At 43.8% G+C, this 23,707-nt stretch carries 22 protein-coding genes and 1 riboswitch; of the genes, 8 read left to right on the forward strand and 14 right to left on the reverse strand.

The features are described 5' to 3' along the window. Positions 1-2: 2 nt before the first annotated feature. Both HQ865_RS09305 and HQ865_RS09310 read left to right on the forward strand, forming a co-directional pair. Entirely contained in the window at positions 3-725 is a 723-nt protein-coding gene (locus HQ865_RS09305) for a ThuA domain-containing protein (RefSeq protein WP_202020463.1), read from the forward strand. A gap of 95 nt (positions 726-820) precedes the next feature. Next, positions 821-1,357: a DUF4142 domain-containing protein gene (locus HQ865_RS09310; RefSeq protein ID WP_173414633.1), complete on the forward strand. Its 537-nt coding sequence runs from the start codon at positions 821-823 to the stop codon at positions 1,355-1,357. 2 nt (positions 1,358-1,359) lie between these two features. Here HQ865_RS09310 and HQ865_RS09315 read toward each other — a convergent pair whose 3' ends face one another. The 13 genes from HQ865_RS09315 to HQ865_RS09375 all read right to left on the reverse strand — a co-directional run bounded on the left by HQ865_RS09315 (position 1,360) and on the right by HQ865_RS09375 (position 15,014). Further along, positions 1,360-2,562, reverse strand: a complete 1,203-nt coding sequence (locus tag HQ865_RS09315) for a DUF763 domain-containing protein (RefSeq protein WP_173414634.1) — start codon at positions 2,560-2,562, stop codon at positions 1,360-1,362. A gap of 127 nt (positions 2,563-2,689) precedes the next feature. Then, positions 2,690-3,952, reverse strand: a complete 1,263-nt coding sequence (locus HQ865_RS09320; protein ID WP_173414635.1) for a tetratricopeptide repeat protein — start codon at positions 3,950-3,952, stop codon at positions 2,690-2,692. A 3-nt stretch (positions 3,953-3,955) separates the two neighbouring features. After that, a complete protein-coding gene (locus tag HQ865_RS09325) occupies positions 3,956-5,077 on the reverse strand; it encodes a tetratricopeptide repeat protein (RefSeq protein ID WP_173414636.1) in 1,122 nt (373 codons plus the stop codon). A 9-nt stretch (positions 5,078-5,086) separates the two neighbouring features. Continuing rightward, positions 5,087-7,675 (reverse strand): DNA gyrase subunit A, encoded by a 2,589-nt coding sequence (gene gyrA / locus HQ865_RS09330; protein WP_173414637.1) that lies wholly within the window; start codon positions 7,673-7,675, stop codon positions 5,087-5,089. Between the two features lie 167 nt (positions 7,676-7,842). Next, the gene (locus HQ865_RS09335; RefSeq protein WP_173414638.1) at positions 7,843-8,238 is read right to left on the reverse strand and encodes a hypothetical protein; all 396 of its coding nucleotides are present in this window, start codon (positions 8,236-8,238) and stop codon (positions 7,843-7,845) included. Between the two features lie 5 nt (positions 8,239-8,243). Next, positions 8,244-9,155, reverse strand: a complete 912-nt coding sequence (hemF, locus tag HQ865_RS09340; RefSeq protein WP_173414639.1) for an oxygen-dependent coproporphyrinogen oxidase — start codon at positions 9,153-9,155, stop codon at positions 8,244-8,246. 73 nt (positions 9,156-9,228) lie between these two features. Then, positions 9,229-10,467 carry an MFS transporter gene (locus HQ865_RS09345; RefSeq protein WP_173414640.1) on the reverse strand — a complete coding sequence of 413 codons (1,239 nt, stop codon included), beginning with the start codon at positions 10,465-10,467 and terminating at the stop codon, positions 9,229-9,231. Between the two features lie 123 nt (positions 10,468-10,590). Next, positions 10,591-10,788, reverse strand: a complete 198-nt coding sequence (locus tag HQ865_RS09350) for a cold-shock protein (RefSeq protein WP_173414641.1) — start codon at positions 10,786-10,788, stop codon at positions 10,591-10,593. A gap of 340 nt (positions 10,789-11,128) precedes the next feature. Continuing rightward, positions 11,129-11,632 carry a hypothetical protein gene (locus HQ865_RS09355; protein WP_173414642.1) on the reverse strand — a complete coding sequence of 168 codons (504 nt, stop codon included), beginning with the start codon at positions 11,630-11,632 and terminating at the stop codon, positions 11,129-11,131. Between the two features lie 230 nt (positions 11,633-11,862). Further along, positions 11,863-12,609 carry a menaquinone biosynthetic enzyme MqnA/MqnD family protein gene (locus HQ865_RS09360; RefSeq protein ID WP_173414643.1) on the reverse strand — a complete coding sequence of 249 codons (747 nt, stop codon included), beginning with the start codon at positions 12,607-12,609 and terminating at the stop codon, positions 11,863-11,865. A gap of 7 nt (positions 12,610-12,616) precedes the next feature. Continuing rightward, on the reverse strand, positions 12,617-13,234 hold the full coding sequence (locus HQ865_RS09365) for a histidine phosphatase family protein (RefSeq protein WP_173414644.1): 618 nt from the start codon (positions 13,232-13,234) through the stop codon (positions 12,617-12,619). Positions 13,235-13,311: 77 nt separating this feature from the next. After that, a complete protein-coding gene (mqnE, locus tag HQ865_RS09370) occupies positions 13,312-14,505 on the reverse strand; it encodes an aminofutalosine synthase MqnE (RefSeq protein ID WP_173414645.1) in 1,194 nt (397 codons plus the stop codon). 95 nt (positions 14,506-14,600) lie between these two features. Continuing rightward, complete coding sequence (locus HQ865_RS09375) at positions 14,601-15,014, reverse strand: hypothetical protein (protein WP_173414646.1); 414 nt, start codon at positions 15,012-15,014, stop codon at positions 14,601-14,603. A gap of 146 nt (positions 15,015-15,160) precedes the next feature. Between HQ865_RS09375 and HQ865_RS09380 the strand changes: the two genes are divergently transcribed. From HQ865_RS09380 to HQ865_RS09405, 6 genes are all read left to right on the forward strand, one after another. Further along, positions 15,161-16,279, forward strand: a complete 1,119-nt coding sequence (locus HQ865_RS09380) for a trans-sulfuration enzyme family protein (RefSeq protein WP_173414647.1) — start codon at positions 15,161-15,163, stop codon at positions 16,277-16,279. Positions 16,280-16,457: 178 nt separating this feature from the next. Further along, positions 16,458-16,569, forward strand: a riboswitch (SAM riboswitch). Positions 16,570-16,812: 243 nt separating this feature from the next. After that, positions 16,813-17,865 carry a homoserine O-acetyltransferase family protein gene (locus HQ865_RS09385; protein WP_173414648.1) on the forward strand — a complete coding sequence of 351 codons (1,053 nt, stop codon included), beginning with the start codon at positions 16,813-16,815 and terminating at the stop codon, positions 17,863-17,865. An 8-nt stretch (positions 17,866-17,873) separates the two neighbouring features. Next, on the forward strand, positions 17,874-19,109 hold the full coding sequence (locus tag HQ865_RS09390) for a homoserine dehydrogenase (RefSeq protein WP_173414649.1): 1,236 nt from the start codon (positions 17,874-17,876) through the stop codon (positions 19,107-19,109). Positions 19,110-19,264: 155 nt separating this feature from the next. Continuing rightward, positions 19,265-20,434 carry a glycosyltransferase family 87 protein gene (locus HQ865_RS09395; protein WP_173414650.1) on the forward strand — a complete coding sequence of 390 codons (1,170 nt, stop codon included), beginning with the start codon at positions 19,265-19,267 and terminating at the stop codon, positions 20,432-20,434. 7 nt (positions 20,435-20,441) lie between these two features. Then, entirely contained in the window at positions 20,442-21,398 is a 957-nt protein-coding gene (locus HQ865_RS09400; RefSeq protein ID WP_173414651.1) for a glycosyltransferase family 2 protein, read from the forward strand. Then, positions 21,379-22,170, forward strand: a complete 792-nt coding sequence (locus tag HQ865_RS09405; protein WP_173414652.1) for a polysaccharide deacetylase family protein — start codon at positions 21,379-21,381, stop codon at positions 22,168-22,170. Before HQ865_RS09400 ends, HQ865_RS09405 begins: the two co-directional genes overlap by 20 nt. 47 nt (positions 22,171-22,217) lie before the next feature. Here the strand turns inward: HQ865_RS09405 and HQ865_RS09410 are convergent, their stop codons facing one another. Further along, positions 22,218-23,705: a dihydrolipoamide acetyltransferase family protein gene (locus tag HQ865_RS09410; protein ID WP_173414653.1), complete on the reverse strand. Its 1,488-nt coding sequence runs from the start codon at positions 23,703-23,705 to the stop codon at positions 22,218-22,220. Between the last annotated feature and the right edge of the window lie 2 nt (positions 23,706-23,707).

The following is a 23,707-nucleotide window of genomic DNA, read 5'->3' on the forward strand; positions in this document are numbered from 1 at the left end:
TTATGATGAAAAAAGTTTTCCTGCTGGCTTTGTGCGCCACCGTGTTTTTAGGTTTCAAAAAGAAAAGCCCGGATAAAGTGCTGATCTTTTCGCTAACCAAAGGTTATCACCATGCCAGCATCGCGGACGGTATCACTGCCATTCAAAAAATCGGCGAAACTGATAATTTCAGCGTGGATACAACCACTAATCCGGCCATGTTTACCGATGCTAACCTGAAACAATATAAGGCGCTCATATTTTTAAGTCCGACGGGAAACGCGCTGCTCAACGCCGATCAGCAAAAAGCTTTTGTAAATTATATACACAAAGGCGGTGGTTTTGTAGGCATACACGCCGCTACCGATTGCCTGTACGATTGGGATTGGTATGGTAAACTGGTGGGCGCTTATTTCACCAAGCATCCTAAAATACAACCGGCTAATTTAAATATTATTGATACTAAGCACCCATCTACCAAAATGCTGCCGCAAACCTGGCAACATACCGATGAATGGTATAATTTTAAACAGGTAAGCCCGGATATCAATGTGCTGATGAAAATTGATGAAACCAGCTATACCGGTGGTGAAATGAATGGAAACCACCCAATGGCCTGGTACCAGAAATTTGAAGGTGGCCGTGTTTTTTACACCGCCCTTGGCCACACCAAAGAAGATTTCACTACCGACAATTTGTTTTTGCAGCACCTTACGGGTGGCATTAACTACGCTTTAAACCGTTAGTAGTAGTATATTTATGCCAATGGTTAAATAATTTTCCATTGTGGTAAACCAGTATTAGCAATAATTGTTACCCTATTATTGCTAATCTATTAACGATGAAAAAAACAACCCCTTTATTTTTGTTGCCGATTGTTTTGGTAACTATTGCATCCTGTACCGGGGATAATAAAAGAGCTAAGAATTTTAATAATAAAACGCTTGTGGACGGACAGGCTTTGGGCTTTATAAAAAAAGCAAGCGAAGCCGGCCTGGCAGAAATAAAGGCATCGGCAATTGCGGAAACCTTATCTAAAAATCCACGCGTAGTAAAGTTTGCTAAAATGATGGTAGAAGACCATACCGAAGCCGGCAAACAATTAGCCGACCTGGCCGATAATAAACTGGTGGACAAGGTAGATACCATATCAGTAGCACATCAAAAAACCATTGATAGTATTGCCCGGTTAAGCGGACAAAATTTTGATAAAGCGTATATGGGTATGATGGTAAAAGACCATACCCTGGCTGTAGATTTGTTTCAGGAAACCACCCATAATAAAAACAACGCGGTGCAACAGTTTGCCAAGAAAACTTTGCCTACCATTAAAATGCATCTTGATTCGGCCCGGGCTATTGAAGCCGGGTTGAAATAAGTTTAAAATAGTTTCAGCTGCTGCTGTCCCGGAGGTTTAGCGCGGCCAAATACAGTACGCCCGCCATATTTCCATGAATCGGCGCGCTCTTGCTCAATTACCTTGTCGAAATTGGTGTTAGGAGTGAAGTCCTGTTCTGCATTCCTGGCTATAGTGTGTAGCTTTTTAATCGCTTCAGTTTTATCTGAATTACCCATTTTGGCTTTGTGGATTGCTGTGTGTAGCGTAGCCAAGGTTTCATCGTAAACTTTTGTAGGAACCGGAAAGGGGTGGCCATCCTTCCCGCCATGAGCAAATGAAAATCTTGCAGGATCTTTAAAGCGTGAAGGCGTGCCGTAAATTACCTCGCTAACCAGCGTTAACGATTGCAATGTCCGCGGGCCTAATCCTTCTAATAAAAGTAGATCTTCAAAGTCAGCCGGTCGCTTTTCTTGTGCCAACCACAGTACAGCGCCGAGCCGCTTCAGGTCGACATCCTTCGAACGGACATCATGATGTGCCGGCATACTTAAATGCCTGATCTCGTTCAGCATAACATCAGGTTTTTCGCTTGATATATTCATAATGCCGGTACGTGTAGCGTCCGCGCGCTTATCAGCAAGATTTAATATTTCTCCGTGATTTTGCCCATAAATAGCGCTGTGAGGGTCGTTTATAAACGATGTCAGATCATCCGAATGCCAGTGATAACGCCGGGCGGTACTGCTAAAATCGCTCATACCTTGCTGTATTACAGACCATTTGCCAGCATTACTTACAACAAAGTTGTGTGTATATAATTGAAATCCGTCCTGCACAGCGGTATTGTCAACTTTAGCACTCAATTTGCTACAGCGCACTAAATAATTAGCATCTAAGCCCGTTGAATCGCCCAAACGCATTAATTCAACCGGTGTTTCTCTTGAAAATTTTCCTTTTCCGCCGCAAATGTAAATGCCTAATTCTTTAGCGTGTGGATTTATAGCGCGTTTCAGCGCGCCCATAACTGATGTTGTAATTCCCGACGAATGCCAATCCATGCCCATAACAGCGCCCAAACTTTGAAACCAAAACGGATCAGCCAATCGTTTTAAAACTTCTTCGTTGCCGTATTCCATTACCAAACATTCTACAACAGCTAACCCAAGTTTAGCCATACGCTCGGCAAGCCACTTTGGAACATAACCATAATGCAAAGGAAGATCGGTACTACCGGAGCGTTTCATACTAACAAAGTTAGCAAGATATTCGGTATTTATATTATCTAAATAAAGTAAAAATAATTAATGTTATGTTAAATAGAAGTTTTAAAGAGAAAGGCTATTTTTAGTAGCCTCTTCTCTTTTGTTTGTCTTATTTAGATACGCCGGTCAACTCATCAATTTGTTTTTTGATGGCTGAAGCGTTAGCCACATCGTTTTTACCAAGATAGTAAGTTCTAAGGTTGGTCAACGCGTCCAGGTTTTTTGGTTGCAGGTCAACCGCTTTTTGCAGGTAAGGTTTTGCAGCGTCAAACAAAGTGTTTGCTTGTTTCATTGCCGCATCGTATTCTTTTTGTTTTGTTACCGGTAATTTCCTGGCCGCATTAAACAGATCGATCGCTGGCGTGATCAATACGTAACCTAAGTTTAAGTTTGCTTCAAAATAGTTCGGATCAATTTCCAGCGCTTTTTTATACATCGCTTCGGCTTTAGCTAAAGCTTCGTCGCGGCTTTTGGTTAAAGCGGCTGTAGCAGCTGCATCTTTACCCTTCATGTTTTTTGTGGCTTGGTCGGCAACCTGGGTATAAGTAATACCAGCGTAGTAGTACAGCGTTTTGTTTTTAGGATCGTTGGCAATTGTTTTTTCAATTTTTCCTAAAACTTCAGACTGCTTGCCGGTTTGCAAGTTCATTTCTAATAAACGCTTGCTGATAGCTGCATCGTTAGGGAATTTTTCCGATGCCTCGGTCATTACTTTAATAGAGCCGGTAGTGTCCTTTTTTTGAAGGTAAAAGCCCGATAGATCCTGGTACGCGGCAGCTTTTTTAGAATAATTGGTGGTTAGCAGTTTTTGATAATTTGTAATAGCTGCATCCCAATTGCCGGCATTGGCCGCGGCAATACCGGTATAATAGATGGCATTGGTGTCTTCAGGAAGTATGGTGCGATAGTAATCGAACGATTTATAGGCCAGGTCGTATTTTTTCTCGCCATACTCTTTTACGCCTTTATTTAATTGATACTGTGCCATGGTTATTTCGGCGCCATCAATTAGTTTTTTGTTTTCGCCGGCTTTATCCAGTTCCTTAGCTTTTTTAAGCGCTTCTTCGGCGGTTGTGAATAATGGCATTGATGTAGTAGCAACAGTGTCGTTAAATGCTAATGAAGCATATATAGAACCTTTTAACGCATAAGTAAGTGGCAGCGCAGATGTTTTGTCGTTGGCTGCAGCCTTGTCAATAGATGTTCTTGCAGTTTTAAGGCTGGTTATTGCCAGCGTGCCCATTGACTTTTGGGTTTTCAAAGTCTCATACTTATTGTATTCAGACTGGGCAGTATTTAACTCTCCCTTTTGCGCGAAAGCCGTCACTGTAATTAAGCCTAACAGGCCGGTCATCAAAAAGTTGATTTTCATGATTTATTCGTTGGTTAACTGTTTTAATTTATTATTTACCTTGTTTAACTGTTCTGTGTTTCCCTGCCTGGTATACGCGATCTGCAAAAGTTGCAGGCATTTTGCATCGCCCGGCGATATTTCATTGGCCTTTTCCAGCCATTGCGCGGCCCTTTTCAGATCATTGTTCGCGTTTGCGTCCTTTTTTAAGGAACTGGTTTTTAAGTATAATAAGCCAAGATTAAAAACCGGATCGTAAAATGTACTGTTCAGATCTATGGTATGCAAATACATAGATTCCGCCCTGTCATATTCGTTTAAACGATCGTAGCAGTTAGCCGCTATAAACGCAATATCAGCATTATTTGGATTATCGTCAAGCAGTTGAGGCAATAAAGGGGCTAATGCACTATAATCTTTACGATTGTTGTAAATATTGGCTTCCTCCAGTAAAAAAGTACGGTCGCCCGGGAGCAACTTCCTCCCCTTTTGCAAGATCTGAAGGGCTTTGGCGGTATCCCCTATCGCTTTATAGGTACTGGCTGCGGCATCAATGTACTCGGCTTTTATCGTATCGGTATTTAGCAGGATGGTATAACACTTTGCAGCCTCCTGGATATTACCCGTTTTATTATTAGCATAAGCGATATAGGCGTTTATCTCCCTGAAGGATGGCGCGTAAGTTTGCGCTATCTTAAACACTCTCAATGCGTTAGTATAGTCAGAAATACGCATTTGGATAAAACCCCGCCTTAAATAAGCATTGGCCAGGCAGCGTTTGGCGTAATTCATCTCGGCCTGGTACTTATAGATCTTCTTCTTTTTATCCAAATCATCCACCAGGCGAACGGTTTGCAGAAAGAAATTTGGCGGATTACCAAGTTTGTTCAGCGAGTCGGTATATACAATGCTGGTGTAAACCAAGGCCTTGTATACGTTCTTCTCCAGATCTGCCGAATCTGATTTGGTTTTAATTAAGCTATCAACCGATTTTTTGGCATTGGCCAAATACTTCAGGTCTTGCTGCTTCCTATAAAATGCTAAACTGTTTACCACCCCCTTCAACTTTTCAGACTGGCCGAAAGTAAAGGATGTAGTAAACAGTAAAACAACTACCGAAAAAATGATTTTACGGTTGTTCATCATATATGATTTTTATTCTTGATCTTCAGCAGGAGGTTCTGGCTGGGTATTACTGCCACCTTGATTGCTGTCAGCCTCTCCCCCTTCGGTTGTGCCATTTTCAAGGCCCTCTCCTTCCGGTTTTTCTTCTTCCTCTTCGCGTTCAATTTTTGCTACCGATGCAATTTCATCATCACCTTTCAGTGTGATCAGGCGTACGCCCTGTGTGGCGCGGCCCATTGTTCTCAGTTCGCTTACGGCTATACGAATAATAATACCCGATTTGTTGATGATCATCAGGTCTTCCTCATCAGTAACACCTTTTATGGCAACAAGTTTGCCTGTTTTTTCGGTTATGCTGATGGTTTTAACACCCTTGCCACCACGGTTGGTAACGCGGTAATCCTCAATATCAGTACGTTTGCCGTAACCTTTTTCTGATACCACCAGTACGGTAGTTTCGGGGTTATCTATACTGATCATACCAACAACCTCGTCCTGCTCACTGTCAAGCGAGATACCACGCACGCCGGTAGCGGTACGGCCCATTGGGCGTACGGTCGATTCGTTAAAGCGGATGGCACGGCCCGATTTCAGCGCCATAACGATCTCGCTGCTGCCGGTGGTCAGGCTTGCTTCCAACAGGGTATCGCCCTCGTTAATATTGATGGCGTTGATACCGTTTGCACGCGGACGGGAGTACGCTTCTAAAGATGTCTTCTTGATAACACCTTTGGCAGTACACATAATGATAAAGTTATTCTCCAGGTATTCCTGGTCTTTTAACGATGTCAGTTTGATGTATGCCTTTATCTTCTCTTCTTTAGGGATATTGATGATATTTTGGATAGCGCGGCCTTTAGAAGTACGTGTGCCTTCCGGAATTTCAAATACCCTTAACCAGAAACAGCGGCCCGCTTCGGTGAAGAACAACATGTAGTTGTGGTTCGATGCAATGAACAGGTGCTCGATGAAGTCCTCATCACGGCTGTTACTGCCGATAGCTCCCTTACCACCACGGCCCTGGCGACGGTATTCCGTTAACGAGGTACGCTTAATATAACCCTCGCGTGAGATCGTAATCACCACGTTTTCATCCTCGATGAAATCTTCGGTGTTCATTTCTGCTGATGAGTGTACCATTTCGGTTTTACGCTCATCACCGTATTTATCGCGCATCTCGGTCAGCTCGGTCTTGATGATCTGGTAACGCAAGCCTTCGTCGGCTAATATCGACTTCAGGTAATTGATCGTCTCCATCAATGCTGCGTACTCATCCTTGATCTTATCACGCTCCAGACCCGTTAACCGGCGAAGGGTCATATCTAAAATGGCGCGTGCCTGTATCTCAGATAAACCAAATTGGGTCATTAAGCCATCACGTGCTTCTTCCGGCGTATTCGATCCACGGATCAGGGCGATTACCTGGTCTAAGTGATCTAAGGCTATCAGTAAGCCTTCCAGGATATGCGCGCGCTTTTCGGCTTCGGCCAATTCGTATTTGGTACGGCGTACAACTACCTCGTGCCTGTGCTCAACAAAGTGATGGATCAGGTCTTTCAGGTTCAGCAGCATCGGGCGGCCATGCACCAGGGCGATGTTATTGATACTGAACGAGGTTTGCAGCGAAGTATATTTATACAGGTTATTCAGTACAATCAGCGCGTTGGCATCACGTTTTATTTCATATACCACCCGGATACCTTCGCGGTTAGATTCATCGCGGATTGATGAGATACCTTCTATCTTTTTATCATTCACCAGTTCGGCGGTACGCTCAATCATCAGCGCCTTGTTCACCTGGTAAGGGATCTCGCTAACTACAATACGCTCACGGTCACCATTGTATACTTCAATTTCGGCACGGGCGCGGATGACAATACGGCCACGGCCGGTTAAGAAAGCTTCTTTAGCGCCATCGTAACCATAAATGATGCCGCCTGTAGGGAAATCCGGGCCTTTAATGTGCTTCATCAGCTCGGTAACCTCAATGTTGCGGTCGTCAATTAAAGCCAGCGTAGCATTAATTACTTCGGTTAAGTTGTGCGGGGCCATGTTGGTGGCCATACCTACCGCGATACCCGAAGCGCCGTTAACCAGCAGGTTAGGGATCTTGCTCGGCAATACGGTTGGCTCCTCTAACGAGTCGTCGAAGTTCAGCTGGAAATCAATGGTATCTTTATTGATATCCGCCAGCATTTCTTCGGCTATTTTTTGCAGTCTTGCCTCGGTATACCTCATCGCCGCCGGTTGGTCACCGTCAAGCGATCCGTAGTTACCCTGTCCTTCAACAAATGGGTAGCGAAGGCTCCAGTCCTGCGCCATACGCACCATGGCGTCGTATACAGAGGTATCACCGTGCGGATGGTACTTACCGAGTACCTCACCCACAATACGGGCCGATTTTTTATAGGGTTTGTTATTGTTCAGGCCCAGGTCTAACATACCGTAAAGTACACGCCTGTGCACCGGTTTTAAACCATCGCGAACATCGGGCAGCGCCCTTGATACGATAACCGACATTGAATAATCAATGTAGGCAGATCGCATTTCTTCATCAATATTTATGGGGATTATCCTGTCTTCTTTATGCGAATTTTCGTTTTCGTTATCTTCAGCCATTCTTGTTTAGTTAATAGAATAAAGGTCGCAAAAGGTTTATACTTTTTTAATTTTCAAGGCGACCTGCGAAGATAGGAATTTTAACTTTAGCGACAGATTTTTTTACTAACATCTAAGGGGTTTTGCACATAAAAAGCCCATTTTCAAGGCATTATTTATCCACAATTTTAACGCTGTTTTTTCCAGTATTCTTCTACCTGCATACCGGTAGGCAAAACAGCTTGTAAAATCAGCGTATCCCGGCGTAACTGGTAATGATAATGTACGGTTTTCCCGGTAAGTTTTGAGGGTTGCGCGCTGTAAGTTTCGGTTTCAAGGCAGGTGTCGGGCTTAAGCAGGTAATTGCCCGATTGATACTTTTGCGGCTTTTGACCTTTCTCCAAAAGATAAGCGTCAAACTTATTATCCTGGTACTTGCGTTGCAGACTATACTCCTTTGGTGCGCCCTCTTTTTTACCGTTGTAGATACCACCAACAAAAATCCAGTTACCCTTTAGCGATGTTGCCCCCTGGAAAGCCGAACAGGTGACGATAACAATAAAAGCGACGGCGAATTTTTTCATATCGGTTACCAGTTGATGCCTTTTTTTAGTAATGATAAAGTGCGGGCCTCTTCGCTCCCATCTTCAGGTTGAAAGTTATACAGCCATTTGGCGGTTGGCGGCAAGCTCATCAGTATCGATTCGATGCGGCCATTGGTTTCCAACCCGAATTTGGTGCCAGCATCATATACCAGGTTAAATTCGGCATAACGGCTGCGGCGCAGGTATTGCCATTCCTTCTGCTGGTCAGTGTACGATTTATCGCGGTTACGGTTTACCAGTTCGGTGTAGATATCGATAAACGAACGGCCTAACGATTTTGAAAATTCGAAGATATCCGTCCAGGCCAAATCATCTGTGGATACCAGTTTATCATAAAATATACCTCCGATACCGCGTGTTTCCTGGCGATGTTTAATGTAGAAGTAGTCATCGGCCCATTGCTTAAAGCGTGGGTAGAAGCCCGCGTTATATTTATCGCAGGTACCTTTCAGGTGTTGGTGAAAAAAACGTGCGTCTTCATCAAAAACATAATGTGGGGTCAGGTCGATACCGCCACCAAACCAGCGTACCGGTTGCTGACCATCAGCGAATGATGATGGCATTTCGAAATAACGGATATTCATGTGGATGATGGGCACCATCGGGTGATTTGGATGGATCACAATAGAAATACCGGTCGCGAAAAAATCGTTCTGCTCAACCTTTAACGATCGTTTTACCACATCGGACAATTCGCCGTGCACGGCAGAGAAGTTAACACCACCCTTTTCGAGGATGTTACCATTCTGAATTACCCGGGTACGACCGCCGCCACCGCCATCACGCTCCCAAATTTCTTCTTCAAAGCCGGCTTTACCATCTAAATGCTCAAGCGCGGCGCAAATTTCGTCCTGGATTTGTTTATAATCGGCGGTGATCTGTTCTTTAGATATCATCGCGACAAATTTGCAGAAATTTTGCGGATAACGGATAAGCGCTTACCTTTTCTTACCGAAGCATGATCAAAGCTTAACTTGCACCCTCTACATAATTCAGGTCCTTGCCAAAGGTCTCCTTTAATTGACTTAAGGAGAATAGCGCAATAATAGTCAGCAGTATCATTACAATATACCCACTGTTGATCATTCCATATTTAGCCGAAAAGAAGGCGAATATCCCATTGATTGGTATCAGCGAGCCGCGCACAAAGTTGGGTACGGTGGTAGTAACTGTCGCCCGTAAATTGGTGCCGAATTGCTCGGAAGCGATGGTAACAAAAGTAGCCCAATAACCCACACTACAACCCATAAAAAAGCAGATCCAGGTAAACTGGCCGGCGGTTACCCCTTGCGAACTTAAATAGATGACAGCGGTAACTACCGATAATAAAAGGAAGATCATCATGGTTAGCCTACGCGATTTGGTGATCTGTGCCAGTATGCCGGCAAACAGATCGCCTACAGAGATGCCGATATAGGTGTACAGCACCCCATCGCCGGCATTTAAAACATCCTTAGCGCCCAGGGCCTTGCCAAATTCGGGCGATAACGTAACCAGTACCCCTACCACATACCAAAGCGGCGCGCCTATTAATATACAATATAGATATTTTAAAAAGCGCTTACCATTAGTAAACAGGCTGAAGAAATCGCCGCGCTTAACGTCCGATTTCTCGGCATTTTTAAACATGCCCGATTCGAACGTACCAACACGCAGTAATAACAATACAATCCCTAATCCCCCACCCACAAAATACGCCTTTTGCCAGCCGAAATGCTTTGCGATGATATTAGCCAGTACAGCGCCAAATAAACCAACTACAGCTACAATCATGGTGCCGTAGCCTCGCTTTTCTTTGCTCATGGTTTCACTTACCAGGGTTATCCCGGCGCCCAATTCACCTGCTAAACCAACGCCTGCAAAAAAGCGGATGGTAGCATACATATTTACATCGGTTACAAAGCCGTTTACAAAATTGGCAATGGAATACAGCAATATCGACCCGAACAATACCTTAATACGGCCCAGCTTATCGCCAACAATTCCCCACAATATGCCGCCCAGTAACAGGCCAAACATTTGTACGTTAATGATGAATGTCCCCTGAGCCTTCAGATCGGCCGGGGCGACGCCGATATCAGTTAAGCTTTTTACACGAACGATAGAGAAGATAAGCAGATCGTAAATATCAACAAAATAGCCCAGCGAGGCTACCAGCACTAAAAATATCATGTTGCGATTGGCACTGGCGGAAGTTGGTGTTGTCATGTATTTAAATTGGGATACGAATTGGCAGCCTAAAATAGACGAATTAGCTTATCAACTGAAATTTTTTGCACAAAAAAACCCCTGCCTTTGGCAGAGGTTTAAATTTCCTATCAGATTATAGAATTATATCTTTTTCACTTTTACGGCCTGTAATCCTTTTCTGCCTTCCTCCACATCGTATTCAACGGTATCATTATCCTTGATAGCGTTAACTCCGCCCAATACATCTTTAAAATGCACAAAAAGGTCCTTTCCTTCTTCGGTGATGATAAAGCCGAAGCCTTTTTGCGTGTTAAACCATTTTACTTTTCCAGTTTTCATAATATAATTAGCGTATTAAAATTGTTCTTAAGATTATTACAAAACCAGACTGAAAATAAAACAGATTAATCATCAGAAAGGAATTAAACTAAAATCCTGTTATCCAAATATATAAATTAATTATAAAAAAAAATAAAAATTTTGTTTTAGTGATAAATAACCAAAAGAAATTATGCGAAAGCGGCAATATACATACCCCTTGAATGTATACGTGCGCCATTGGCAGGCAAATGAAGATGTTATACTTTTATAAGACTTTATAAAACAGGTTATGGGTGGATAAAAACAAGCAAAGCCCGGCAATTACCGGGCTTTGCAAATGAATAAAGGGAGCTTGTAATTATTTAACTTGTTTAAAGAAGTAAACACCACCTTGTGCCGATACACGCACCAGGATTTCGCTGTCAGCTTTTTTCAGGTCGACAAAGTAGTCGATAGCTTCAGGCTGAGAGATAGCCAAGTTTACGTAGAATGACATGTCAGACTCGGCTGATTGGAATTTAATCACCTGGCCTACAGTGTAATCTTTGTAAGTATCAGCAATTTCTTTTTTAGCAGCTGAAGGAACTTTTTTGTAATCAAACTCTTCGGTTACACCCAGGTAAGTACCGCTCAGATTGTAGAAGGCAGTTTTCTTAACACCGTCAATAGTGAAATCTGCTTTTTGAGAAGTAGGTGTAATTGTCCAAACCACGTTTTCAGCACTGTTAAAATCAGCATTGAACTGGTTTAATACGTAGTATGATATATTTTTAGAATCGTCATACTTTTTACCGCCATCGGCAGCTATCGCGCTTACGCTAAATGTTGCAGCAAATACAGCTGCTAAGATTAATTTTTTCATAGTCTTAAATTTTAAATCCGATACAAAAATACATCAGAATTGATGTTTTGGCAAATAAAATTTAATTTTTATGATAATTTCATAATATGTATCTCTTTTTGTTAAGATATTTAAATTATGATAATTCACTTAGTGTGTTTTTTACAATATCTTCAAGCTTGTATAATACTTATAAATGTCAGTTTTACATATAATATAGCATTCTGCCTGAAAAGTTAACAAACTGGTAATCAATTAAGCTTTTTTATGTAATCAATAAACAAATGCAGGGCTTTAACCTTATCAGCATCCAGATCAAAATCCAGTTTGTGCATTAAGTAGTCATCAAGGTCAAAATCAGCACGGGCGGGTAAATTGGCAATAACGGTTTTTCGGTTATCTAAACCATGTTTTAAAGCTTTGCTAAACTCAGCTGTAAATTCTTGCGGAATGGGTTTATTGGCTATCCAGGCGGCAAATACAAAAGGAAGGCCGGTAAATTCCTTCCAAACTTCGGCCAGGTCATATGTATAGGCGTATTTTCCTTTTTTATCGAAGGTGCGGTCGCCTATTTGCACAAAGGCCGTGTCCGGATCATCCGAATGGGCATAATCAGGTGCATTAACAATCAGTTGTGGTGTTACTTGCCAATGATTTTTTAGCAAAACGCGGGCAAGGTTGTTAGATGAACGCGATTCCGGATCAAGTTGTAAAGTCTTCACCTCGTGAATCTCGCAATTGCTAAAAATAAATACCGAGTTAACCGGGCCATTAGCGCCGATACAGTAATCGGAAACAATTTCCCAATAGGGCATATTTACGGTAGCGGCAACCGGGATCAGGCCGATATCAACCTGGTTATCGATCAACTTTTGGGCACAATCAGCCGGGATGTCAAGACTCAGGTCTATTTGATCAATAATATCGCTATGGGTAATACCATATATAAAAGGCTGCGTGTTAGTATAACTAACCGCCGATATTTTTACTTTATCCACGTTGTGGTTAATGATTTTTTAAATGAATAGAATTGTTAAAATCAACGATCTCGAACTTACTGCCATCGTGAATCACCTTATAAAGCACCAGGTTTTGATGCGGAAAATCCTCCATCCGGGTCAACGGCAAATCATTAAGCAGGCATAGCAATAATCGCATAGCGCGGCCATGCATGCAAATCAGTACGGTGTGCTCTTCACTATGGCTCATAATAGTGGCCATGGCTTCTTTTTGGCGCGCTTGTACCTCGTTAGGGCTTTCGCCGTTCTCAAATTTAAAGTCCAGTTCGCCGGCCGTCCAGTTGCGTACTGCTTTTAAAAACGCGGCCTTAGTTTCAGGCGTGCTTTCCTTGCCCTCGTAAATTCCCCAGGCCAGTTCGTCAAGCCCGGCTAATTTCTCGTAAGGGATACCCTTATCTATAAATTGCTGTATGCTTTGCTGGGTGCGCTTAAGTTCGGAGATGTAGATCTTATCAAAAGATACGTCCTTGTACGAATCGTAAAACAAATTTGCCTGCAAACGGCCCTCAGCATTCAGATCGGTATCCATACCTCTCCCCTGCACTATTCCCTGTTTATTTAAATCTGTTTGTCCGTGGCGTACAATATATAGTGTCTTGGTCATTCTTTTTGATAGTTCATGGTTCATGGATCATAGTTCATGGCAGAAACCGTTATGAACTATGATCCATGAACCATCGGCTAATTTATCACCGGTAATTTATAAAATTGCGGCTTCGCCTGGTTAGGGAACTCATATTCATTGTAATCGGTGACTACGTTATATAAGGTATCCCTTTCTATCGGGTGGCGGCCGGCTTGCTTGATCAGTTCCACCAGTTCGCGTGTGCTCATGGCCGGGTGCTGTTCTTCGGCGCCTGCCATGCTGTAAATTTTGGTGGTATCGTCCAGTGTCCCATCAATATCATCAACACCAAAATTCAGAGAAAGTTGCGCCGTAGTGCGGCTGATCATTGCCCAATAAGCTTTGATATGGTCGAAGTTATCCAGATAAATACGCGCGATGGCGTAGTTACGCAGGTCTTCCACTACCGATGTTTCGGCAATGTTCGACATTTGGTTATCTTTATTCCTAAACTTCAGCGGGATGAAGGTTTGGAAGCCGCCAGTTCTGTCCTGTAACCAGCGTAGCTGCTCCATGTGGTCGACGCGATGTTTGTATTCTTCTATATGTCCGTACAGCATCGTAGCGTTTGACCGCATACCCAGTTTATGCCATTCCTCGTGAATTTGCAACCATTGGTCGCCGGTGCATTTATCCCTGGCTATCTGGTCGCGTATTTCGGGATGGAATATCTCGGCGCCACCACCGGGCATACTTTCCAGGCCCGATTCTTTCATCATGCGCATGCCGGTGGCATAATCTACCTTAGCTTTTTTAAAAATGTAGTGATATTCAACCGGGGTTAATGCCTTTACATGTAACTCAGGGCGATGCTCCTTTATCCGGCTGAAAAGCTCCATATAAAAAGGCATATCATATTGTGGCAACACACCGCCGACAATATGTACCTCGGTAACCGGCTCATCATCGTATTTGGCGATCATGCCCAGCATATCCTCCATGGTATACTCCCAACCTTGCGAGCGCTCCTTAATTAAGCGCGAGTAGGAGCAAAATTTGCAATCGTAAACACACAGGTTAGTAGGCTCGATATGGAAGTTGCGGTTGAAGTAAGTTTTATCGCCATGCTTCTGCTCGCGGATATGGTTGGCCAAGATGCCTAAATATCCTAATTCCCCTTTCTCATAAAGCAAAACACCTTCATCAAATGTAATGCGCTGACCGTGGAGTACCTTTTCGGCGATGTGTTTTAATTCGGGTAAAAGATTTGCACCATTCAGCAACACCCGGAATTTATCTGATACATCCATCTGTAAATAAATTTGCTCCAAATGTAGCAAAAAGCGTGGTATTGCTAATTCTTTTATTACAATACACGTTTAAACATATAAGTTTGACAATTTATTTACAGTGGTGTTATGGATTTGATATTTACCCCGATGAAACAATCGTCCTGGCACCCTTTCGGGAAGTAGCCGCAGGTGCTGATCATCCCGTCATCATTGATTTCAAAATAGATTTCGTTTTTGCTTTTATCAACCGATAGCCATTCGGCTTTAGCTTTGGCGTAAATTTCATCTATAGTTAATGATGGCGGCACTTCGGTATGTGTGTTCAGCGTAGCCGAATTCTCCGTCCATGTTTTAACCACCGATCTGTTTCCGGAATTACTGGTGTAAAGTGTATAGGCCCTTTCGGTCACTACACCGTTTCTTACAGTGATGTTTGTTTCGGTGCTGCTCCCGCTAAAAGAAGCGGTAATTACTGTGTACGTGTACGAATTGTTGACGGTTGATTTAAAGGCGTTCCATTTTTTCAAGCTCGTATCAAACTCAGAATGGTAGGATATATTATCTTTTTTGCAGGAAAAACAAAGCAAAATTACAACACAAAAGAGTGCATATTTCATATCTGTTAAGGTTTTTAAATAGCAATACGTAATTTAGCCGCCCAACGCTACACAATATGAAAATAGAGACCATTGCCATACATGCCGGAAATAAAACCGATGACGCCACAAAAGCGGTGATCCAACCCATCGTCATGTCGACTACGTTTGAACGCGAGGTTGACGGCAGCTATGCCAAAGGTTATATCTACAGTCGCGCTGCTAATCCTAACAGGCATTTGCTGGAAAATGTGCTGGCCCAGTTAGAAGGCGGTGTTGAGGCAGCGGCTTTTTCATCGGGCAACGCGGCTGGTATGGCGGTATTTCAGTCTTTAAAACCCGGTACGCATATTATTGGGCCTGATGATATGTATCATGGTTTGCGCAACCAGATCAAATCATTGTTTGCCGGAATACTTGAGTTTGATTTTATTGATGTGAATGATGAAGCGGTGCTGAAGGCGCACATCAAATCAAATACAGGATTGATCTGGGTAGAAACGCCTTCGAACCCTTTATTAAAGGTAACCGATATTAAAAATGTAATTGCTATTGCCAGGCAGCATGATATTAAAGTAGTGTGCGATAATACATTCGCTACGCCGATATTCCAGCAGCCGTTGAGCTTGGGAGCCGACCTGGTGATGCATTCATCAACCAAATACTTCGGCGGGCATAGCGACCTGATGGGCGGCGCGTTGATCACTCCCGAAAATAATGAATGGTGGCAGCGTATCCGCCAGGTGCAGGAAATGGGCGGCGCTATCCCCTCGCCCATGGATTGTTATTATTTGGTGCGCAGCTTAAAGACTTTGCCTTACCGGATGAAAGGCCATGAGCACAATGCTAACTTGCTAACCCGGTTTTTAGAAAAGCACCCCAATGTAGAAAGCGTGATGTATCCGGGCTTGGCTTCACATCCACAGCATGAGGTTGCTAAATCGCAGATGCTGGGCTTCGGGGCGATGTTCTCGTTCTGTGTAAAAGGCGGTGCTGATGAAGCTAAAAAGGTATTATCCAAACTGAAATTGTTTACCATAGCCACCAGTTTGGGCGGTGTGGAAAGCCTGATAGAACACCGTGCATCGGTTGAAGGGCCGGATACTAAAACACCGCATAATTTATTGCGGGTGTCGATCGGTTTAGAACACATTGATGATTTGATCGAGGATATGGAGCAGGCGCTTGCTTTTTAGGCAAAAGGATAAAGGTAAAAAGGCGAAAGGTCAAAATTTGCGAACCTTTATCCTTTCGCCTTTTACCTTTATCCTTGAAATAAAAATAAAATTTGGCAGATAAGTAATTATCATCCTATATTTGGAACATTATTTGGTAGTGATACCAAAATCAAATCAAACCCCTCAAAAAGGTTTCGATTTATAAAGAAGCGGCGAGAGATCAGGCTCAGAGACCCGCTGGCAACCCTCCAGGGTGGAGAAGGTGCCAAATCCTGGCCCGGTGAATGGATCATCGGGGGATATAAATTAATAACCATGAAAAGTCTGATTATTATCCAACAAAACTCTTCTGATACGCAAACGCGTACCTGCTCAATTTGCCATACCCCTAACCGCGGTATGCGAATTTGTTGTTGCTGTTGCTAAGCAATACACGTTCCCTCAGTATTAATTATCGCGAACACGTGTATAGCTTTTAATAGCTTAATTCGCTATTTATCAATTAATTATCAATTTATTTCAGATCACACAATGCCGTCGAAGCATTAAACATGAATACACAAATATTTAAATACAATAAACCCTTCGAACTGGAATCGGGCAAGCACCTGCCCGAACTGGAGATTGGTTTTCATACCTACGGGACCCTTAACCGCGATGCCAGTAACGTAGTTTGGGTGTGCCACGCGCTCACAGCAAATTCGGATGTACTGGATTGGTGGAAAGGGCTTTTTGGCGATGGCTTTTATTTTAATCCCGATGAGCATTTCATCGTATGCGCTAATATCCTGGGTTCGGCTTATGGCACTACCAATCCTTTAAGCGTTAACCCTGCGACAAGTCAGCCCTATTACCTTACATTTCCTGATTATACCATCCGCGACATTGTAAAGGCACACCGTTTACTGGCCGATCATTTGGGCATTAATCAAATAGAGATATTGTTGGGCGGCTCCTTAGGCGGGCAGCAGGCTTTGGAATGGAGCATTATGGAGCCCTCGCGCATCCGCAACCTGATACTGATTGCCAGTAACGCCCGGCATTCACCATGGGGCATCGCCTTTAACGAGTCGCAACGCATGGCTTTAAGCGCGGATAGTACCTTATATGATAATACCCCCGATGGTGGTAGCAAAGGATTGAAGGCTGCCCGCAGCATCGCCCTCCTATCGTACCGTAACCATAAAACGTATAACCTTACCCAGCAGGAACAAACGGACGAGCTGCATAATTACCGCGCGGCCAGCTACCAAAACTATCAGGGCCAGAAACTGGTGAACAGATTTAATGCCTACAGTTATTGGTATTTAACCAGGGTGATGGATTCGCACAATGCAGGCCGCGGCAGGCATGGCGTTGAAGCGGCACTGGCTACCATTACGGCACGAACGCTGGTGATCGGTATTAAGTCAGACGTGTTATTCCCTATCGAGGAGCAGCAATACCTGTTCAGACAGATCCCAAAGGCGGCTTTGGCCGAAATGGATTCGTTTTACGGGCATGATGGGTTCCTGATCGACACCGAATTATTAACCAATATTATTTCATCCTTTTTTAAAACAGACGTAAAAGGCAAGATCATCGACTTGCAGCAAACCGCATAAATATAAAAATGAGCAAAAAACTAAAGATCGGACTTTTTGGCTTTGGCGTAGTGGGCCAGGGCTTGTATGATATCATCCGCACTAAAAACCTGAATATCGAAATTGTTAAAATAGCAATCAAAGACCCTGCGAAAACACGTTCGCTGCCGGCCGAATTATTCACTACCGACCGGGACGAACTGCTGAACAACCCGGAGATCAATACCATTGTAGAGCTGATCAACGATACTGAAGCAGCATACCACATTGTATCCACCGCTTTAAAAACCGGGAAAAATGTGGTATCGTCCAGCAAAAAGATGGTGGCCCTGTACCTGCAGGAACTGATTGACCTGCAACATGAGCATGGCACATCGCTGCTATACGAGGGCGCAGTATGCGGCAGTATCCCTATTATCCGTAACCTGGAAGAATATTATGATAATGAGTTGCTGCACTCTATCAGTGGTATCTTTAATGGTTCGTCCAATTATATCTTATCAAAGGGATATAACGACAACATAGACTACGACAGCGCTTTGAAACTGGCGCAGGATCTTGGCTTTGCCGAAACCGACCCTACTATGGACGTGGGTGGTTTTGATGCCAAATTTAAACTGGTTATTGCTGCAACCCACGCTTACGGGGTAATTGTAAAACCCGAGGATGTATTGAACGTTGGCATCCAAAACCTGGCCGCGCGCGATCTGCAATATGCCCGTGAAAAGAAATTGAAGATAAAACTGGTGCCGGTCGCCAAAAAACTGGATGAGGAGAACGTAACCATGTTTGTGCTGCCTAAGTTTGTGCACGAGAACGAGTTTCTGTACAATGTAGATTACGAGTACAATTGTGTAACCGTACAGGCTGCCTTTGCCGATCAGCAGTTCTTTTATGGTAAGGGAGCGGGCGGTCACCCTACGGGTTCGGCGGTGTTATCAGATATCGCGGCTTTGCGTTACGATTACCAGTACGAGTATAAAAAAGCGCACAACAAGCGCGATCTGCAGTTTACCAACAACATCGAACTGAATATTTACCTGCGTTACGAGGACGAGAGTTTAGTTGACGCGCTGGAATTTGAACACATCCACGAGCGCTTTTACTCGGGCGATTACAAGTTTGTGATCGGAAAGATCAATTTGCAAAATCTGATCGATAACCAACACCGTATATTGAATAGTAAGGCGTTTGTAGCCTTTGCCGATCAGCTAACAGGGGTCAGTTTAGCTACGGCAGCAAAACAATCGGCTGAGGTTTTTTAGTAGATTTCCTCACCTGTACAATCTAAAGGCATCCATTAAGGGTGCCTTTTTTATTGCCACGCATTCCATTTCCATGTCATCTTATCGTTGTATATTTTAAGCTGCAAATTTTAAACATATCTTTATCTTTGTAACCCATTGACGCGACCTGATTAATGTCAAAACTTTACCAACTGTTCAGCAATAAGATCTTTATTACTATCCTGTGGTTTGGGCTAAGTTTTTTTGCCGCCTTTAAAATGGCCATGGGGCATGCCATTAATAACTACCTTATCTACAAATACGTATTTGTAAACCTGCTGCACCAGCACAACTTATACATCCCTCAACCCGGGTTTTATTACGATACCAATCACTATGGCCCACTTTTCGGTTTAGTGATAGCACCGTTCACCTTATTTCCTGATGGTGCCGGCGCTGTGATCTGGACACTGTTCAACACGTTTATCCTTTACAAGGCCATACTAATGCTACCCCTAAAAACGGAGTACCGCTATTTTGTACTGTTGATCTGCGCGCACGAATTAATGACCTCAGCCTATAGCGTGCAGTTTAACCCCATCATGACGGCCATCATTATCCTAAGCTTTGTATTCATCCGCAACGGCAAGGATTTTTGGGCGGCCTTACTAATCATCGCCGGCACGTATATTAAATTGTATGGCATTGTTGGGCTGGCGTTCTTTTTCTTCTCGGATAATAAAGTCAAACTAATATTGTCGCTGATATTTTGGTCGGTAGTATTATTCGCCTTACCTATGCTCTGCTCTTCGCCTGCATTTGTGGTACAGTGTTATAAGGATTGGTACCTGAGTTTGAGCGATAAAAACCTGCACAATGCCGTTTCGGATATGCAGGATATTTCGGTTATGGGCATGATCAGGCGGATCTTCAGTTACCCGCAATTATCAAACGGGCTGGTTATTTTACCGGGGATGCTTTTGTTCGCGCTCTCTTATCTACGTATAAAAGCCTTCAAAAACGTTCATTATCAATTGTTGATACTGGCCTCTACCCTATTATTTACCGTGATATTCAGCACCGGCTCCGAATCGCCTACTTATATCATCGCCTTTGCCGGAGTGGCCATTTGGTTTATGAATTTAGACAGGCCGGTTACCCCGTTTGAGATCTTTTTATTAATATTTGCATTAATTATAACCAGTTTATCGCCTTCAGATCTGTTTCCGAAGAGCATTAACCGGCAATATATTAAGCCGTATGCTTTAAAGGCTCTGCCTTGCTTTGTAATATGGCTCAGGATTGTTTACGAAACTTTAACACGGGATTTTAAGCCGCAGCCCCAGGCCGAAATGCCCCGATAAGTGTGATATGAAGAAAATATCGGTTGTTATACCATCTTTTAATGAGGCAAGTAATATAAACGAACTGGTTTCGCGCTTAACTGCCGTGTTAAATAATGTTCCTTATACTTACGAGGTCATTTTTATTGATGACGGTAGTTCTGACAATACCCTTGAGGTGCTGAAGTCTGTCAACATCCAAAACAGTAATCTCTACTACCTGGAGCTATCGCGCAATTTTGGGCACCAAAACGCGCTAAAGGCGGGTTATGACTATGCCGATGGCGATTGCATCATCAGCATGGATGGCGATTTGCAACATCCGCCCGAACTGATCACCCAGTTTTTAGAGAAGTGGGAAGAAGGCTACGATGTAGTTTACACCACCCGTGAGTATCAAGATGAGGCCAGTTACTTCAAAACAAAGTCGTCGGCTATTTATTATAACATGATCAATTCCCTGTCGGATACAAAGCTGGAAAAAGGCACCGCTGATTTCAGGCTGATCGACCGGAAGGTAGCTAACATATTGGGAAATTTGAACGAAGATGGCCTGTTTATCCGCGGCTTGATCAAGTGGTTGGGTTTCAGGCAGTTTGCCATCAACTACCAGTGCGATGCGCGTTTTTCGGGCAAGAGCAAGTATACGCTAAAAAAGATGGTGCGTTTTGCTGTGCAGGGTATCACGGCTTTTAGCGTGCGGCCCTTGTATATGGCTACCGGTTTGGGCTTATTTTTCGCTTTATTGGCCACATTATATATTCCGTATATATTAATCAGCTATTTTTATTTCCCAAAACACACCGTTCCGGGTTGGACATCCATTTTGGCAACCGTTGTTTTTTTTGGCGGGATACAATTGGTGGTGTTGGGTATTATCGGCATGTATTTGGGCAAGCTATTTATGCAGGCCAAAAACAGGCCCAATTACATTGTACGGTCAACTAATTTAAAAAGAATAAATAATGATACTGCTAAGCTTTGATATAGAGGAGTTTGACATGCCGTTTGAGTACGGCAAAAGCCTGCCTTTTGACGAGCAGTTGGCCATATCAACCCAGGGTACGGTGGCTATTCTCGACTTGTTGAAGCAAGCGGGTATTAAAGCTACCTTTTACTGCACCGCTAATTACGCCAAACATAAAACAGATATTATTGCCCGGATAGTTGACGAAGGGCATGAACTGGCATCGCACGGTTATTTCCATTCAGAATTTATTCCGGAACATCTGGCGTCATCAAAACGTGTACTTGAAGAGATCGCAGATCTGCCGGTTAAGGGTTACCGCATGGCCCGGATGATGCCGGTTGATGAGCGCGAAATATATAAAGCCGGTTATAAATATAACTCATCCATCAACCCTACCTGGCTGCCAGGGCGTTATAACAATTTCAGCAGGCCGCGCAAATGGTTTTGGCAGGATGGCGTTTTACAGATCCCTTCATCAGTATCGCCAATACTCCGCTTCCCTTTATTTTGGTTAAGCTTCCATAATCTGCCCATGTTTATACTAACCTGGCTATGTGATATCACACATCGTAAGGATGGTTACCTGAATTTATATTTCCACCCCTGGGAATTTACCGATTTGGATAAACCGGAAAAATATGGCTTCCCGGGCTATGTAACCCGTACAACCGGCGAAGATTTTATTGAGCGGATGCGCTACTTTATCAATTGGGCGCTTGAGCGTGATTACCGCTTTGTGCGCACCGGCGATTTCGCGGCCGATATCATACAAAAAAGCCGGAAATAAATTTCCGGCAATTTTTGCATTATGGTTGTTTAACTGATCTTGCGTTTTTATATCTCCCTGTTCATATCCCAGTTTTCCAGGTAATCGGCCACACGACGGACGAACGAGCCACCCAACGCGCCATCAACCACACGGTGATCGTAAGATAACGACAGGAACATCATATGCCTGATAGCGATCACATCGCCCTCTTTGGTCTCTAAAACAGCCGGTTTCTTTTTAATGATACCGATAGCCAGGATAGCCACCTGCGGCTGGTTAATGATCGGCGTGCCCATTACGTTACCAAACGAACCTACGTTTGTTAAGGTGAAGGTGCCGTTCTTCACTTCATCAGGCTGTAATTTATTGGCACGGGCACGATTTGCCAAATCGTTAACAGATTTGGTCATGCCGGTTAAGTTTAGCGTATCAGCACGGTGAATAACCGGCACGATCAGGTTACCGCTGGGCAAGGCTGTGGCCATACCAATGTTGATATCCTTTTTCTTAATGATCTGTGTACCGTTTATTGAGCTGTTTATCAGCGGGAAATCTTTAATTGCCTTAACTACAGCTTCAATAAATATAGGTGTAAATGTAATGCGTTCGCCGGTACGGCCTTCAAAGTCTTTTTTGATCTTATCTCGCCATTTTACCAGGTTAGTTACATCAGCCTCCACAAACGATGTTACGTGTGGCGATGTATGCTTGCTCATTACCATATGGTCGGCAATCAGCCTGCGCATCCTGTCCATCTCAATGATCTCGTCGCCAGCCATCGGCACATAAGCCGGCTTGGGCTGTGCGGGTGTTGCTCCATTTTGAGAAACTGCTGGTTGCGGCGCCGGTTTTGGTGCCTGAGCCGGAGCAGCCTGCGGCGCTGCGGGTTGAGCGGGCCTTTGTTGTTGAGGCTGTGCTTGTTGTGGCGCGGCAGCAGGTTGTGGCCTTGCCGCTTGTTGTTGCGGTGCAGGTGCCGGCCTGTTTTGTTGCGATTGCCTGCGGTTAATATAATTAAGCAGGTCGTCTTTGGTTAAACGGCCATCCGCGCCTGTACCCGGGATCCGGTCAAGTTCGGCAGTGCTGATGTTTTCCTGCTGCGCGATATTTTTTACCAGCGGCGAATAAAAGCGATCATTATTAACAAAGGTTGGGGCTTGTATAACAGGCTCTTCCTTTTTTAACTGGTTGATGCCCGGTATCGGCTCCTCCTCAAACTCTACGGCATCATTAGCCGGGAACGATTCGCGGTATTGAGGGGCCGGCGTTGGCGGTGCCGCTACCGGTGTAGGTGCATGGTTACTATCTGACGTTACCCCGGTTTCTATCTCGGCAATTACCGAACCCACCTGCACAACGTCATTCTCATTACATAGTTGCTTAACAAGTTTTCCGCTCACCGGCGATGGCACTTCGGAATCGACCTTATCGGTCGCTATTTCCATAATTGCCTCATCGGCTTCGATAGTGTCGCCAGGAGATTTTAACCACCTGATGATCGTTGCTTCCGCAACACTTTCACCCATTTTTGGCAGCAACAATTCGTATTTGGCCATAT

It is taken from the genome of Mucilaginibacter mali (genome assembly GCF_013283875.1).
Taxonomy (GTDB): Bacteria; Bacteroidota; Bacteroidia; order Sphingobacteriales; family Sphingobacteriaceae; genus Mucilaginibacter; species Mucilaginibacter mali.

Bases quoted from the DNA above. Each gene is read 5' to 3' on its own strand.
- HQ865_RS09305 (WP_202020463.1), top strand. From the start codon at position 3: ATGATGAAAAAAGTTTTCCTGCTGGCTTTGTGCGCCACCGTGTTTTTA.
- HQ865_RS09310 (WP_173414633.1), top strand. From the start codon at position 821: ATGAAAAAAACAACCCCTTTATTTTTGTTGCCGATTGTTTTGGTAACT.
- HQ865_RS09315 (WP_173414634.1), bottom strand. From the start codon at position 2,562: ATGAAACGCTCCGGTAGTACCGATCTTCCTTTGCATTATGGTTATGTT.
- HQ865_RS09320 (WP_173414635.1), bottom strand. From the start codon at position 3,952: ATGAAAATCAACTTTTTGATGACCGGCCTGTTAGGCTTAATTACAGTG.
- HQ865_RS09325 (WP_173414636.1), bottom strand. From the start codon at position 5,077: ATGATGAACAACCGTAAAATCATTTTTTCGGTAGTTGTTTTACTGTTT.
- gyrA (WP_173414637.1), bottom strand. From the start codon at position 7,675: ATGGCTGAAGATAACGAAAACGAAAATTCGCATAAAGAAGACAGGATA.
- HQ865_RS09335 (WP_173414638.1), bottom strand. From the start codon at position 8,238: ATGAAAAAATTCGCCGTCGCTTTTATTGTTATCGTCACCTGTTCGGCT.
- hemF (WP_173414639.1), bottom strand. From the start codon at position 9,155: ATGATATCTAAAGAACAGATCACCGCCGATTATAAACAAATCCAGGAC.
- HQ865_RS09345 (WP_173414640.1), bottom strand. From the start codon at position 10,467: ATGACAACACCAACTTCCGCCAGTGCCAATCGCAACATGATATTTTTA.
- HQ865_RS09350 (WP_173414641.1), bottom strand. From the start codon at position 10,788: ATGAAAACTGGAAAAGTAAAATGGTTTAACACGCAAAAAGGCTTCGGC.
- HQ865_RS09355 (WP_173414642.1), bottom strand. From the start codon at position 11,632: ATGAAAAAATTAATCTTAGCAGCTGTATTTGCTGCAACATTTAGCGTA.
- HQ865_RS09365 (WP_173414644.1), bottom strand. From the start codon at position 13,234: ATGACCAAGACACTATATATTGTACGCCACGGACAAACAGATTTAAAT.
- mqnE (WP_173414645.1), bottom strand. From the start codon at position 14,505: ATGGATGTATCAGATAAATTCCGGGTGTTGCTGAATGGTGCAAATCTT.
- HQ865_RS09380 (WP_173414647.1), top strand. From the start codon at position 15,161: ATGAAAATAGAGACCATTGCCATACATGCCGGAAATAAAACCGATGAC.
- HQ865_RS09385 (WP_173414648.1), top strand. From the start codon at position 16,813: ATGAATACACAAATATTTAAATACAATAAACCCTTCGAACTGGAATCG.
- HQ865_RS09390 (WP_173414649.1), top strand. From the start codon at position 17,874: ATGAGCAAAAAACTAAAGATCGGACTTTTTGGCTTTGGCGTAGTGGGC.
- HQ865_RS09395 (WP_173414650.1), top strand. From the start codon at position 19,265: ATGTCAAAACTTTACCAACTGTTCAGCAATAAGATCTTTATTACTATC.
- HQ865_RS09400 (WP_173414651.1), top strand. From the start codon at position 20,442: ATGAAGAAAATATCGGTTGTTATACCATCTTTTAATGAGGCAAGTAAT.
- HQ865_RS09405 (WP_173414652.1), top strand. From the start codon at position 21,379: ATGATACTGCTAAGCTTTGATATAGAGGAGTTTGACATGCCGTTTGAG.
- HQ865_RS09410 (WP_173414653.1), bottom strand. From the start codon at position 23,705: ATGGCCAAATACGAATTGTTGCTGCCAAAAATGGGTGAAAGTGTTGCG.